Source organism: Pontibacter coccineus (assembly GCF_030546575.1).
GTDB lineage: Bacteria > Bacteroidota > Bacteroidia > Cytophagales > Hymenobacteraceae > Pontibacter > Pontibacter coccineus.
This window is the reverse complement of record NZ_JAUOTN010000004.1, coordinates 598,561-611,829: the sequence shown is the minus strand read 5'-3', so window position 1 is coordinate 611,829 and position 13,269 is coordinate 598,561. Positions and strand designations below refer to the sequence as shown.

General features: G+C 52.7%; 14 protein-coding genes. 8 read left to right on the top strand and 6 right to left on the bottom strand.

Going from position 1 to position 13,269, the window contains the following annotated elements; all coding sequences use genetic code 11:
* Positions 1–276: 276 nt before the first annotated feature.
* From lipA to Q4E40_RS12615, 6 genes are all read right to left on the bottom strand, one after another.
* Entirely contained in the window at positions 277–1,179 is a 903-nt protein-coding gene (lipA, locus tag Q4E40_RS12640; protein ID WP_229733858.1) for a lipoyl synthase, read from the bottom strand.
* A 134-nt stretch (positions 1,180–1,313) separates the two neighbouring features.
* Positions 1,314–2,042 carry a hypothetical protein gene (locus Q4E40_RS12635; protein ID WP_303412605.1) on the bottom strand — a complete coding sequence of 243 codons (729 nt, stop codon included), beginning with the start codon at positions 2,040–2,042 and terminating at the stop codon, positions 1,314–1,316.
* A 169-nt stretch (positions 2,043–2,211) separates the two neighbouring features.
* The gene (gene ytxJ, locus Q4E40_RS12630; protein ID WP_303412603.1) at positions 2,212–2,553 is read right to left on the bottom strand and encodes a bacillithiol system redox-active protein YtxJ; all 342 of its coding nucleotides are present in this window, start codon (positions 2,551–2,553) and stop codon (positions 2,212–2,214) included.
* A gap of 16 nt (positions 2,554–2,569) precedes the next feature.
* Positions 2,570–2,917 (bottom strand): hypothetical protein, encoded by a 348-nt coding sequence (locus Q4E40_RS12625; protein WP_303412602.1) that lies wholly within the window; start codon positions 2,915–2,917, stop codon positions 2,570–2,572.
* Positions 2,918–2,971: 54 nt separating this feature from the next.
* Positions 2,972–3,175, bottom strand: a complete 204-nt coding sequence (locus Q4E40_RS12620) for a hypothetical protein (protein WP_303412601.1) — start codon at positions 3,173–3,175, stop codon at positions 2,972–2,974.
* Positions 3,176–3,211: 36 nt separating this feature from the next.
* On the bottom strand, positions 3,212–5,191 hold the full coding sequence (locus Q4E40_RS12615; protein ID WP_303412600.1) for an alpha-ketoacid dehydrogenase subunit alpha/beta: 1,980 nt from the start codon (positions 5,189–5,191) through the stop codon (positions 3,212–3,214).
* A gap of 297 nt (positions 5,192–5,488) precedes the next feature.
* Here Q4E40_RS12615 and Q4E40_RS12610 point away from each other — a divergent pair, with 297 nt between their 5' ends.
* The 8 genes from Q4E40_RS12610 (at position 5,489) to Q4E40_RS12575 (ending at position 13,194) form a co-directional block, all read left to right on the top strand.
* The gene (locus tag Q4E40_RS12610; protein ID WP_303412599.1) at positions 5,489–6,754 is read left to right on the top strand and encodes a M16 family metallopeptidase; all 1,266 of its coding nucleotides are present in this window, start codon (positions 5,489–5,491) and stop codon (positions 6,752–6,754) included.
* Positions 6,755–6,919: 165 nt separating this feature from the next.
* Entirely contained in the window at positions 6,920–7,372 is a 453-nt protein-coding gene (locus Q4E40_RS12605) for a PepSY-like domain-containing protein (RefSeq protein WP_303412598.1), read from the top strand.
* A 246-nt stretch (positions 7,373–7,618) separates the two neighbouring features.
* Positions 7,619–8,059, top strand: a complete 441-nt coding sequence (locus Q4E40_RS12600; protein ID WP_303412597.1) for a PepSY-like domain-containing protein — start codon at positions 7,619–7,621, stop codon at positions 8,057–8,059.
* 109 nt (positions 8,060–8,168) lie between these two features.
* Positions 8,169–8,618 (top strand): MarR family winged helix-turn-helix transcriptional regulator, encoded by a 450-nt coding sequence (locus Q4E40_RS12595; protein WP_303412596.1) that lies wholly within the window; start codon positions 8,169–8,171, stop codon positions 8,616–8,618.
* Positions 8,619–8,676: 58 nt separating this feature from the next.
* Positions 8,677–9,504 carry an aldo/keto reductase gene (locus tag Q4E40_RS12590; protein ID WP_303412595.1) on the top strand — a complete coding sequence of 276 codons (828 nt, stop codon included), beginning with the start codon at positions 8,677–8,679 and terminating at the stop codon, positions 9,502–9,504.
* Positions 9,505–9,718: 214 nt separating this feature from the next.
* A complete protein-coding gene (locus Q4E40_RS12585; protein ID WP_303412594.1) occupies positions 9,719–10,819 on the top strand; it encodes an alkene reductase in 1,101 nt (366 codons plus the stop codon).
* Positions 10,820–11,018: 199 nt separating this feature from the next.
* The gene (ispF, locus tag Q4E40_RS12580; protein ID WP_303412592.1) at positions 11,019–11,504 is read left to right on the top strand and encodes a 2-C-methyl-D-erythritol 2,4-cyclodiphosphate synthase; all 486 of its coding nucleotides are present in this window, start codon (positions 11,019–11,021) and stop codon (positions 11,502–11,504) included.
* Positions 11,505–11,538: 34 nt separating this feature from the next.
* Positions 11,539–13,194, top strand: a complete 1,656-nt coding sequence (locus Q4E40_RS12575) for a M28 family peptidase (RefSeq protein WP_303412591.1) — start codon at positions 11,539–11,541, stop codon at positions 13,192–13,194.
* Positions 13,195–13,269 lie beyond the last annotated feature (75 nt).

Below are 13,269 nucleotides of genomic sequence, written 5' to 3'. Positions count from 1 at the left end.
AGATTCGAATATGGGCATATAGCGTTGCACCACTACTTGAATATCTGGATATACTAATTAAACGCCCTTTAGTTGCAGGAAATGCTTATTTTATACACCTTTTGTTACTGAAGTGGGCAAAGGAACTGAAAAAATCTTAAATAAAATAGGGAAATTTAGGGAAGGAAAACAGTGCAATAAAAAAGTGCCCTATCGGCTTTTGCATACCAATAGGGCACTCGGAGAATTAAAATAAAACTTTCTAAAAATTCTTTAAAAGTTTATATAAAATTCTGGCTATACATTTACGTGACGTTCAGCGTGGTACGATGAACGCACCAGTGGGCCAGACTCTACGTATTTGATCCCCCGCTTCAGGCCTTCTTCCCTGTAGTGCTCAAACAGATCCGGGTGAATAAACTCAGCCACCTCAATATGAAGCTTGGTTGGCTGCAGGTATTGGCCCAGTGTCAGGATGTCGCACCCGTTGGCAGCCAGGTCATCCATGGCCTGGTATACCTGCTCGCGTGTTTCGCCCAGGCCCAGCATAATGCCGGTTTTGGTGCGCTTGCCATACTCCTTGGTGCGGCGGATCTGCTCTATGCTACGCTCGTACTTTGCCTGCGGACGTACACGGCGATAGAGCTCTTTCACGGTTTCGACGTTATGCGAAACCACTTCCTGGCCCGGCGAGATCATGGTGATCAGCGCATCCCAGCTGGCTTTCACATCAGGTATAAGGGTTTCGATGGTAGTGGCAGGAGAAAGCTCTTTTACCATGCGCACGGTCTCGTGCCAGATGGCGGCACCGCGGTCTTTTAGTTCGTCGCGGTTTACAGAAGTGATTACGGCGTGCTTCACGCCCATCAGCTGTATGGCTTCGGCCACACGGCGCGGCTCGTCTACGTCGTATTCGTTAGGGCGGCCCGTGGCCACGGCACAGAAAGAGCAGCTGCGCGTACACACATTGCCCAGAATCATGAAAGTGGCTGTGCCGGCTCCCCAGCACTCGCCCATGTTCGGGCAGTTACCGCTCTCACAGATGGTATGCAGCTTATACTCGTCTACGATGTTTCTTACCTTCGCATACTCTTTCCCTACCGGCAGCTTCACGCGGAGCCAGTTTGGCTTGCGGGGCTGACCCAAAGCATTGAGCCCCTCGGGCTTAGCGTTGGGTTGTATTACCGGAAGTGTCATCATTTCATCCATGCTGCAAAGATAGGTATAATGCGTTAAGACTTCAGCAAATGCACCAGGAAATTAAGGCAACACCGCCTATGCCCGGGGCACTTCCTTCTCAACAAACGGTTGCATGGAAATGTTCTTGGCGCCGCTTATTTGCGACGGCCGTAGTAGATGTTCAGGTACACGGAGGTGAAGGTGCTGTAGTTTTCGGTCTGCGGGATCATGACCATGTCTTTGAAGAACTTCTCCACCATAAACCCAGCCTCTATACCTGTGATGCTCTCGCGGTAGCGGCCATATTCGAAGCTAAGGCCTACCTTGGCATGCACGCCCAGGTTAACGTTGGTTTCGCCCAGACCGGTAAGCACGTTGGCATTACCCAGAGTGTTCTCAAAGCTCAGGTGCTTGTTCGGATCATAGGCCTCCGTGCGAACGTCGTTGCCCAGGCCGCTGCCATAGTCGTAGCGGATGTAGTAAGGTATAAGCAGGCCCAGGGAGGGGCCGACTGCGCCCAGGGCGTTCACCTGCACACCGCTCTCGGCAGCCTTGCGGAAAAGCACGTGCTCCAGACCGTAATGCGGGCGCACCGAAAAGAAGTGGTTTTGCTTGCCTGCTATGAAATGGTCGCCGGAGCCCGGGTTATACAGCCTGTTTTCTTTCGGGTGCTTGATCTCCACGATCTCGAGTCCGCCGAAACGGTAGAGCCGCTCTTTCATAAACCAGGAGCTGCGCACAAACGCGCCACCCAGCAAACCACCGTTCGAGTTCAGGTTGATGCCGTAGCTCAGCTCATTGCTGAAGTCATCGTCAGACTGAGCTGTTGCCGGCAATACCAGCAGCAGCGTCATAGCAATTGTGAGTACCAGGTTTCTTGCCACCTTTATACAGTTTGGGTTAGGTATGTTCTATCAAAAAGCCAGATCCAAAAGCAGGCAGGTATCAGGCATTCGAAGCCACACAGCCCGGCAAAAAACCCCAGGCAGGTAGGGCCGCTTATAAGGAGTATTACGAATTATCGGTGTGGCCTGTCTTCTGCGCGACTTCGCCTCAAACCGCCAGGCTCTTTTTCATAGAATCGATGCTGATGCCTAAATGCGAGGCGTCATACGTGCACATACCGTCCTGGATAAGCAACAACTGGGGCGATTGGTGCTGTACCTGAAACACTTCCGCTATTTCGTTCGAAACCGGGCGGTAGCGCAACAGGTCGAGGTAGTAAGGCTTTATATGGTCTACACTGGCACCGTCCCACTGGCGCTCCAGCCTGCTCTTGGCAGTGGAACTGATAGAACAGGACGTACTGTGCTTGAATATCACCACCGGGGTGTGCTTTGACTCTTCAATTATGTTATCTAACTGTTCTGCGCTTGTAAGCGGATGCCAATTCATTGCTATCTGGTTAGGTTTACTTCTCCTTCTTCCGGAAAAGCCTGAGTTTCTTTTTCTCACGGTCAGCCTGCCCACGCTGCACAGCATCTTTGCTACTGTGCCTGGACTTGAAGAAACCCGAACGCTTACGCACTTTGCCGGATTCGCCCTTCTTCAAGGTATAGGCTTCCATGTTCAGGTGGGTTTCCTTGTAGGTGGCGGCCTCTACCTGGTCGGCATCGCGCAGGGCCTGACGCATCAGGCGCCCGTGCTTGTCCGTCATGGTATAGGTAATCTGACCGAACGCAGGAAAAACTGCCAGAAGCAGCATACCTGTCATTACCACCAAACATTTCGTTTGTTTATCAAATCCCAGCTTCTTCATAACAGCTTTCCGTCTACAGTTGTTATACTGAATTCGGGAATAGGGGTTGCTCCCTTAAAAAATTCCCATGCGCTTCTTCTTCACACGGCCGTTCTTGTCCATGCTCACCTTCACCGACTCCAGCCCGGTGGCGTTCTTGCCCGACACCTTGGCCGTCTTACCCGGCTTCGGACAAGGTATACCCTTGCGCTGGCAGCCCGTTCCGAATAGCAGTGCTATGCACAGCAGGCCTAGTACCCAATATCTACTTTTCTGCATCACACTGCAATATAAGTTTATCTAAGCTAATCTCCGCTAAAATGCCATGATGCTCTCCACCTTCTCGCGCAGGCGCTGCTTTGGCAGGAACTCCTGCTCCAGCGGCGGCGCAAACGGCACAGCCGTATCCAGGCTGGCAACCCGTGTTACCGGGCCATCGAGCAGCTCAAAGCAATGCTCGCCGATCCAGGCCGCTATCTCACCGCCTATGCCGCCCGTCATGGTGTCTTCGTGCAGTACAATAACGCGTCCGGTGCGGGCCACGGTGTCGCGCACGGCTTCTTTGTCCCAGGGCAGCAGCGAGCGCAGGTCGAGGATGTCGAAGCTGATGTCCGTCATTTCCTGCTGCAGTTGCCTGGCCCAGTGCACGCCCATGCCGTACGTGATGATCGAAATATCAGACCCTTCGACCACCAATCTGGCCTTGCCGATCTCGACAGTATAGTAATCGTCCGGAATCTCCTGCGAAATGGAGCGGTAAAGCATCTTGTGCTCAAAGTACATCACCGGGTTCGGGTCTTCGATGGCAGCATTCAGCAAGCCTTTGGCATCGTAAGGGGAGGACGGGTACACAACCTTCAGGCCCGGGGTATGGAAGAACCAGGCTTCGTTGCTCTGCGAGTGGAATGGACCAGCGGCCGTACCGGCTCCTGTTGGCATGCGCACCACCACATCGGCGTTCTGGCCCCAGCGGTAGTGGCTCTTGGCCAGGTTGTTCACGATCTGGCTGAAACCGGCGCTCACAAAGTCTGCAAACTGCATTTCCACCATGCTCTTCTTGCCCTTCACCGACATACCCAGGCCTATACCTAGAATCGCCGATTCGCAAAGCGGGGTGTTGCGCACGCGGTCTTTGCCGAATTTATCCACAAAGCCTTCTGTTATTTTGAACACGCCGCCGTACTCGGCAATGTCCTGCCCCATCAGCACCAGTTCCGGGTAGCGCTCCATGCTCTGGCGCAAGCCATCCGAAATGGCGTCGACATAGCGTCGCTCGGTTTTGGCTTCCGAAGCCGGTTTGATCACTTCCTGCTCGAAAGGACGGTACATGTCCTCGATTTCCTCCTCGCGGTTAGCCTCTGGCATCGGCGTGGCAAAAGCGGTCTGCAGTCCTTCTTCGATCTCGGCCTTTATCTCTTCGCGTATACCTTCAATGGCTTTGGGTGTCAGGATCACTTCATCCAGCAGGTACTTTTCGAAGTTCTCCACCGGGTCTTTCTTGGCCCACTTCTCAAACAGCTCCTGTGGCACGTACTTGGTACCACTGGCCTCTTCGTGGCCGCGCATGCGGAAGGTGATCGCCTCGATCAGCATCGGACGCGGGTTCTTGCGCATGCTGTAGGCGGCCTGGCGTACCGTATCGTATACCTCTACAATGTTGTTGCCGTCGATCTGCAGGGCGTCTATACCGTAGGCCGGGCCTTTGTCAGTGAAATGCTTGAACTTGAATTGCTCGTTGCTCGGTGTGGAAAGTCCGTAGCCGTTGTTCTCGATCATGAAAATAACCGGTAGGTTCCAGACAGCCGCCACGTTGAGCGCCTCGTGAAAGTCGCCCTCCGAAGCACCGCCGTCGCCGCTGAACACCAGCGCCACTTTCTCCTTATTATCGAGCAGATCGGCCAAGGCTATACCGTCGGCCACCGCCAACTGCGGACCCAAATGCGAGATCATGCCCACGATGTGGTGCTCGTTGGTGCCAAAGTGGAAAGAACGGTCGCGGCCTTTGGTAAAGCCGGTCTTCTTGCCCTGGAATTGCGCAAAGAGTCTGTCCAAAGGCACTTCGCGGCTCGTGAACACACCCAGGTTGCGGTGAAGCGGCAGGATGTACTCGTCTGATTCCAGCGCCATGGCAGAGCCTACCGAGATAGCCTCCTGGCCTATACCTGAAAACCACTTGCTCACTTTGCCCTGGCGTAGCAGCACGAGCATGCGCTCCTCGATCATGCGGGGTTTCAGGATACCTTTATATAAGGCGATCAGTTCGTCGTCAGAATATTCTTTGCGGTTATAGTTCATCTTGTGATGCGAAAAATTCGTTGTGGTATGGCAGCATAACGTTTGCTTAGGCCACCGATTATGGTGCTAATTTATAAATTTGTTCGGTACTTCGTGCCTTACCGGCCCCGGCATACGCAACAAGCGGCGTCCGAAAGCCCGTAAAGAGAGCAAAAGCTACAGAAAACCTGTCAGGCCTGCAAGTGTTTGCCGGTTTTGATTGAACAGGGCACAAGCTATACCTGTTGAAAAAGAAATGACAGGAAAGAAATCAGGCAAAGGTAACACGGGTTGCCACCCTTTAAAGAGAAGAAGATTATGATACATTTCGAGGAATTTACGCTGGATAACGGCCTGCGTGTGATCGTGCACGAAGACCACACCTCTCCCATGGCCGTGCTGAACGTGCTGTATGACGTGGGCTCCCGCGACGAGGTAGAGCAGCATACCGGCTTTGCGCACCTGTTTGAGCACCTGATGTTCAGCGGCTCCAAAAACATACCCGTATACGACGAGCCCCTGCAGCGTGTGGGCGGCGAAAACAACGCCTTCACCAGCCCCGATATCACCAACTATTACCTCTCCCTGCCGGCCCAGAACATCGAGACGGGCTTTTGGCTGGAGTCGGACCGCATGCTGGACCTGGCTTTCAGTGACAACGGCCTGGAAGTGCAGCGCAAGGTGGTGGTAGAGGAGTTCAAGCAGAACTACCTGAACCAGCCCTATGGCGATGTGTGGCTGAAACTGCGTCCGCTGGCCTATGAGCAGCACCCCTACAAGTGGGCGACCATCGGCAAGGAGATCGCCCACATCGAGGACGCGACCATGGACATTGTGAAAGCGTTCCACAGGAAACATTACTCCCCAAGCAACGCCATCCTAGTGGTAGCTGGCAACGTGACCTTTGACAAGGCGAAGGAGCTGACCGAAAAGTGGTTCGGCCCTATACCTGCCGGCGAGAAATACGAGCGCGCTATACCGCACGAGCCGAAGCAGCAGGCGCCGCGTGTACTCGAGACCAGTGCCGACGTGCCGCTAAGCGCCATCTACAAGGCTTATCACATGCCGCACCGCAATCACGAAGACTACTATGCTGTTGACCTAATCAGTGATATACTGGGTCGTGGCAAATCGTCGCGCCTGTACGAGCAACTGGTAAAAGAGCAGAAGCTGTTCAACTCCATCTCCGCCTCTGTGACGGGTTCCATCGAGCCGGGCTTGCTCATCATCCAGGGCAAACTCAACGAAGGCGTGGACCTGCAGGAAGCCAATACTGCCATCGAGGCCATTAATAAAGATTTGATGGAGCAGCTAGTGGAGGAAGAAGAACTGAACAAAGTAAAGAACCAAGCCGAGACCTCGATCGTCTTCTCGGAGATCGAACTCCTGAACCGCGCCATGAACCTGGCTTACGGCAAGCTGCTGGGCGACGCCAACTTCGTAAACACCGAGGGCGAGAAGATACAGGCCATCACGCCGCAGGACATCCTGCGCTGCGCCAGGCAGGTACTCGACCCGAACAACTGCTCTACTTTGCTTTACAAGGCGGAGAAAAAGCAACAAGTAGTGGAGCAGGAAGCGTAGGGAAGGTATAGCCCCGGATTAAAACATTAGAAAAGCGACTGTCAGTTATCCGGTAGTCGCTTTTTTATTCCCGCTAATTCTCAAAAAACCCCACCCCTTCAGATTTCCTTCAAAATCGCTCAGTAAATAGGTATAAGTAATTTTTTAAACATAAAACTTAATACCATGAGAGCAACCGCTTTTGCATTCCTTTTAATGACCGGGACCTTACTATCTTGCGATAACAACGACGATGACATAAAGATCGAGGATGTGCCTGCCACTGTGCGTGAAGCATTACTGAGCAGCTTCCCGAACGCAACAGGTATAGACTGGGAGAAGAAGGGAGAAGACTTCGAGGCTGACTTTGATGTAGACAGAGTGGATTACAACGCCATGCTCAATGCATCGGGCACTGTGCTGAAACACAAGTACGACATACCTGAAGCCGAACTTCCGGAGGCCATCCGGGCAACCATCAGCCAGAATTACGCCGATCACAAAATAGACGACCCCGAAGTGCTGGTGCAGGATGGCGACACCTTGTATCAGGTAGAACTTGACCATATGACCAGCACGGACGAAAAACTCGTTTTCTCTGCCGATGGTCAGAAGGTAGACCAAGCCTACTGGGATTAATTACCTGACGGATACTTTTTAAAGAAGGCCCGGGGCAATACGCCTTGGGCCTTTTTTAGATTTATACCTGCTCTATTGTTGCCTGTCCTGTTCCTGTACTTTTTCTGCCCGCCTTTTTACCTCACCCATCGACCTCAAAGGCTTCAATTACTTTAAAATTAGCATTCTACAAATTTTCTTCAGATTTGCTTTGTAATCTTAGCCCCAATTACCTACTTGTCCTTTATTCTTTATTATAGCTCACTCATGAAGCAGCAACTCATCACCATCGTTCTGTTGTCAGCAACCCTGATTTCCTGTGATGACGACGTCATGCCTGAGAAAGTACCGCTGGAAGTGCGAAAAAATTTACTGGCCACCTTTCCGCTTGCCTTCGACATAGCCTGGGAAAAAAGCGGGAAAGACTACGAAGCTGACTTTACGGTGCATGCCGCAGCGCACAGTGCCCTTTTCCAGCATGCAGGAGCACTGACGCAGTACAAGCGCGCTATACCTGCAGCGCAACTACCAGAAGCCGTCGCTAATTCCATTGCCAAGAAATACCCGGGATATCAGATTTCGGAAGCAGAGGCTTTCGTAAAAAATCACAACACTTCTTTCCAGATCGTCCTTAAAAACCAGACAGCAGAAATGGAGGTTGTTTTTTCAGCAGATGGCCAGCAACTCCAGCAACCTTTCTGGGACTAGGGAAAACCCCTTTCTAATCTGGAGTCAGACAAATGGCCAGGTGCAACTTTTCAGGCATAACATTTGTATATACAAACAATGACATTAACTTTGCACCTACATTCAGCCTATGCGGATAGAAGACGAAATACAGCAGAAAGACTTTAAGGACGATCATCGTCGGATGGTGATTAACCTGTTGTTCACGAACAATTGGCTGAATCAGCAGTTTATACCATTCTTTAAGCAGTTTGGCCTCACGCTACAACAGCACAACGTGCTGAGCATTGTGCGGGGGCAGCACCCGAAGCCCGTTTGTTTTGGCGAGATGCAGGAGCGTATGGTGGACCGCAACTCCAACGTGACCCGCCTCGTGGACAAGCTGATCGAGAAAGGCTACGTGACCCGCGACATCTGCCAGGCGAATCGCCGCATGATCGAGGTGAGGCTGACCCCGAAAGGCACCGATTTTCTGAACCAGATAGACGAGCAAATGCCCGCCTTCTTTCAGCGCTTCCATAACCTGACAAAGGAAGAGGCAGTGTTAGTAAGCCAATTGCTGGACAAGCTCAGGGGCTAAGCTTTTTTTTACACTAATATTTGTACACACAAATAATGTACATGCTGAAATTAAAACTATGAAGAACATCACCATAAAGAACGCCACTATACCTGCTCTGGGCCTGGGCACTTTCCAATTAGAGAACGATTTGGCCCGCAAGATAACGGCCGCTGCCATCTCGGAGGGCTACCGCCACATCGATACGGCGCAGGCATACAAGAACGAGGCTGGCGTTGGCGCGGCCATCAAGGATTCAGGTATAGCCCGCGACGAGATTTTCCTGACCACGAAGGTGTTCCGGGAGCGTCTGTCAAAGAAGGATTTTATGCCATCGGTAGAGGAAAGTCTGCGCGGGCTCAAAACAGATTATGTGGACCTGTTGCTGATCCACTGGCCGAACCGCAACGTGCCCGTGGCCGAGTACATGGACCAGCTGATGGAGGCGCAGCGAAAAGGCTACACCAAACACATCGGCGTGAGCAACCATCCCACTGCCCTCCTCGACGAGGTGCTGGCCACAGGTGCCGACATCATCACCAACCAGGTAGAGTATCACCCGCTTATTAACCAAACCAAGCTCTATACCTACCTGCGCGGGCATGGCATTTCGCTGACGGCCTACAGCCCGATCGCGCAAGGCAAAGTGCTGGGCAACGCTGTGCTGAAAGGTATAGGCGAGCAGTACGGCAAGAACGAGGTGCAGGTATCGCTGCGCTGGCTCGTGCAGCAGGACGGCGTGATGGCTATACCCAGAACTTCAAAAACTGAGCGCCTGAAAGACAACCTGAACATTTTCGACTTTGAGTTGTCAGCAGAAGACATCACCCGGATCGACCAGCTGAAAAAGGATCACCAACGCGTGGTCAATCCGTCTTTCGCTCCGGATTGGGACCAGGGAAGTTAGAAAGTTTAGAAGGTAGAAAGTTAAAAATCTCTCAATAACGCACACGCCTGGGAGTCGAGCGAGGGCAGTGGATTAGCTTGGCATTTTCAGAAATCCTGAAGATTCGACAAATCCTGATTGATACAGGATATGCAGGCGCAAATCCCGACTTACCCGAGTCATGCACCCAACAATTTAACAATCAACAATTCATATAATCAACAATTCATATAAAATGTCACAACCACTTTTAAGACCGATAAAACTCCACGATTTAGAACTGAAGAATCGCGTGATCATGGCACCCATGACGCGCAGCCGCGCTGCCAACGAGGGCAACGTGGCCAACGACCTGATGGTGACCTACTATAGCCAGCGTGCGAGCGCCGGATTGATCATCTCCGAGGGGTCGCAAATCTCAGAGCAGGCTGTTGGCTACATCAACACGCCCGGCATCCACAGCGCCGAGCAGGTAGCGGGCTGGAAGAAAGTAACCAAGGCCGTGCATGCCAAAGGTGGAAAGATCTTCGCGCAGCTGTGGCACGTGGGCCGTATGTCGCACCCTGATTTCCATGGCGGAAAGCTGCCGGTTTCCGCATCGGCCATCAACCCGAATGACAAGGCCTTTACGCCGGAGGGCTTCAAAGACACCGTAACGCCGCACGAACTGACCATCCCGGAGATCAAGCAGATCGTGCAGGACTTTAAAATGGCCGCCCGCAACGCCATCGATGCCGGTTTTGACGGTGTGGAAGTACACGCCTCCAATGGTTACCTGTTGCACCAGTTCTTTGTGAGCACGGCCAACGTGCGCACCGATGAGTATGGTGGCTCTGTCAAGAACCGCGCCCGCATCCTGTTCGAGGTGTTGGATGCCATTAAGGAAGTAGTGCCGCAGCACCGCATCGGCGTGCGCCTGAACCCTAGCATGCACGGTGGTTTCGGCATCACGCTAAACGAGGACACCATCCCGACCTTCGACTACATTGTAGAGCAGCTGAACAGGTATAGCCTGGCCTACCTGCACCTGACCGAGGCCTCGCCGGCCAACAAGGATGTGCCCCACATAGAGCCGCAAGTGGCCAAGCGCTACCGTCCGATATATAACGGCAACCTGATCATCAACGGGGGCTTTAACCAGGAAACCGGCAACCAGGTGATTGCCGATGGCGACGCTGACATGGTGGCCTTTGGGGTACCGTTCATTGGCAACCCTGATCTGGTGGAGCGCTTTGCCGAGAATGCCGAGTTACAGCAGGCAGACCCGAGCAAGTTTTACGCTCCCGGTCCGGAGGGCTACGTGGATTACCCTACGCTGGCAGAAGTGGAAGCCTAAGGCGATCCCATAAATCAGCATACCCAAGAGCCAGCCACCTTAACCGGTGGCTGGCTCTTGCTTTTTAAACCTTTCTGTTTGATTTGAGTCTATACCCTTTAAAAATGCTCCTGCCCATTAATGACAAAAGCGTAAAAGAAACTATATTTACTTTTTATACCTGCCGTATAAGGCATGCGCTATACCTTCAACTCGCACTATGAAATTTAAAATAAGAACGGGCTTCGGCTACGACGTGCACCAACTGCAGGAAGGGCTGGACTTCTGGCTCGGTGGCATCAAGATTCCACACACGCACGGCGCACTGGGCCACTCCGACGCCGATGTGCTGACCCACGTCATCTGCGACGCCCTGCTGGGTGCCGCCAACATGCGCGACATCGGTTTCCACTTCTCCGACCGCGATCCGCAGTACAAAGGCATCGACAGCAAGATTCTCCTCAAAGAAGTCATACACCTGCTTTCCCGCGAAGGCTACGAGATCGGCAACATCGACTCGACCATTTGCCTGCAGGAGCCAAAAGTGAATCCGCATATACCGGACATGAAGGCCTGCCTGGCCAAAGTGATGGGTATACCTGAGCACGACATTTCCATCAAGGCCACCACCACCGAGCACCTGGGCTTTGTGGGCAAAAAAGAAGGCGTGGCCGCTTTCGCCACGGTACTCATCTATAAACAATAACAATCACTAACCCTTTTCTTCACCTAACACAGACATGAAGTATAACAAGTTTTATGTGTATGCGCTGGCTGCTTTCCTGACCACAGGTTGCGCCCAGACGCCTACCACCACAAGTACCACCACTACAGCTGAGGCCCCGGTTGCAGATGCTAACCGCCTCAGCGAAGCTGCTCCTAAGTATGCGGCCACTATTACGGCCGCCGATCTGTCCAAGCACCTGCACATACTTGCTTCAGACGAGTACGAAGGCCGCGACACAGGTTCTAAAGGTCTGCAGATGGCAGCTGAGTATATCTCCCGCGAGTTTAAGGAAGATGGCCTGGTTGGTCCGGTGAAAGACAACGCCAACCCATACTATCAGCCAGTAAATCTGGAGCGCAGCCAGTGGGGCGAAGGCTACCTGATGGTGGGCAAGCAAAAGTTCATGATGGGGCAGGACTTCTTCGTGCTGGGTGCTTCGCCATACCAGACCGAGCAAACTGCTGAGGTCGTGTTCGCGGGCTACGGCATCGATGCGGACAACTACTCTGACTACGCTAACCTGGATGTGACCGGCAAAATGGTTGTGGTGCTGGGCGGTGAGCCGAAAAGCGCCGACGGCAAGTTCCTGATAAGCGGTACTGACAAGGCTTCTGACTGGGGCAACGACTTCCGTACCAAGCGCAATGCTGCCACCAAGCGCGGAGCCAAGAGCGTGCTGGTGGTAACAGGCAACAACGCGGATGAATTCAAGACCATGACACAGCGCTACCGCAATTTCCTGACGCGTCCGTCTATCGGCCTGAAAGGCAATGGCGCACAAGGTGGAGCTACGGCAGCCATGATGGTATCCCCACAGGTAGGCGCGGCTCTGCTGGGTACCACGCCTGAGAAAATGCTGGCCTACGCCAACGCAGTAGCCAAAGCAGGCAAACCAACTGCAGGTACCTTTACAGCTGTAAAAGACGTGAAGGTGAAGACCGAGCGTAACAGCACAGCGCTTCCATCTGAAAACGTGCTCGGCTACATCGAGGGCACTGACAAGAAAGACGAAGTGATTGTGGTAACCGCTCACTACGACCACGTAGGTATAGAGGACGGTCAGATCTTTAACGGTGCCAACGACGATGGCTCAGGTACAGTAGCCGTGATTGAACTGGCTGAAGCTTTCGCGCAGGCTAAGAAAGACGGCATGGGCCCACGTCGCAGCATTTTGTTCATGACCGTGACAGCCGAGGAAAAAGGCCTGTTGGGCTCTGAATACTATGCTAACAATCCGGTTTTCCCACTCGAAAACACTGTAGCGAACGTAAACATCGACATGATCGGCCGCATGGACTTCGACGCTGAGAAGACCAACGACCAGAACTACATCTACGTGATCGGTGCTGACAAGCTTTCTTCTGAGCTGCACCAGATCAACGAAGAAGTAAACCAGAAGTACGTAGGGCTGCGCCTCGACTACAAGTTCAACGACGAGAACGACCCGAACCGCTTCTACTACCGCTCTGACCATTATAACTTCGCCAAGCACGGCATTCCGATCGTGTTCTACTTCAACGGGGTACACGCCGACTACCACAAGGAAAGTGACACAGTAGACAAGATCATCTTCGAGAAAGCCGAGAAAGCCGCCCGTCTGGCGTTCCACGTGACCTGGGAGCTAGCCAACCGCGAAAACCGCATTGTAGTGGACAGCAATAAAAAATAGGTTTTTTGAGTTAAGAGTTATGAGTTAGAAGTTAAGAGTTGGGCAGCGCGGACTTATCGACACCCATACCCTCCA

What these genes read in the sequence shown, in the direction of transcription:
- lipA (WP_229733858.1), bottom strand. Translation starts at nt 1,179, where the DNA reads ATGATGACACTTCCGGTAATACAACCCAACGCTAAGCCCGAGGGGCTC.
- ytxJ (WP_303412603.1), bottom strand. Translation starts at nt 2,553, where the DNA reads ATGAATTGGCATCCGCTTACAAGCGCAGAACAGTTAGATAACATAATT.
- Q4E40_RS12625 (WP_303412602.1), bottom strand. Translation starts at nt 2,917, where the DNA reads ATGAAGAAGCTGGGATTTGATAAACAAACGAAATGTTTGGTGGTAATG.
- Q4E40_RS12620 (WP_303412601.1), bottom strand. Translation starts at nt 3,175, where the DNA reads ATGCAGAAAAGTAGATATTGGGTACTAGGCCTGCTGTGCATAGCACTG.
- Q4E40_RS12615 (WP_303412600.1), bottom strand. Translation starts at nt 5,191, where the DNA reads ATGAACTATAACCGCAAAGAATATTCTGACGACGAACTGATCGCCTTA.
- Q4E40_RS12610 (WP_303412599.1), top strand. Translation starts at nt 5,489, where the DNA reads ATGATACATTTCGAGGAATTTACGCTGGATAACGGCCTGCGTGTGATC.
- Q4E40_RS12605 (WP_303412598.1), top strand. Translation starts at nt 6,920, where the DNA reads ATGAGAGCAACCGCTTTTGCATTCCTTTTAATGACCGGGACCTTACTA.
- Q4E40_RS12600 (WP_303412597.1), top strand. Translation starts at nt 7,619, where the DNA reads ATGAAGCAGCAACTCATCACCATCGTTCTGTTGTCAGCAACCCTGATT.
- Q4E40_RS12595 (WP_303412596.1), top strand. Translation starts at nt 8,169, where the DNA reads ATGCGGATAGAAGACGAAATACAGCAGAAAGACTTTAAGGACGATCAT.
- Q4E40_RS12590 (WP_303412595.1), top strand. Translation starts at nt 8,677, where the DNA reads ATGAAGAACATCACCATAAAGAACGCCACTATACCTGCTCTGGGCCTG.
- Q4E40_RS12585 (WP_303412594.1), top strand. Translation starts at nt 9,719, where the DNA reads ATGTCACAACCACTTTTAAGACCGATAAAACTCCACGATTTAGAACTG.
- ispF (WP_303412592.1), top strand. Translation starts at nt 11,019, where the DNA reads ATGAAATTTAAAATAAGAACGGGCTTCGGCTACGACGTGCACCAACTG.
- Q4E40_RS12575 (WP_303412591.1), top strand. Translation starts at nt 11,539, where the DNA reads ATGAAGTATAACAAGTTTTATGTGTATGCGCTGGCTGCTTTCCTGACC.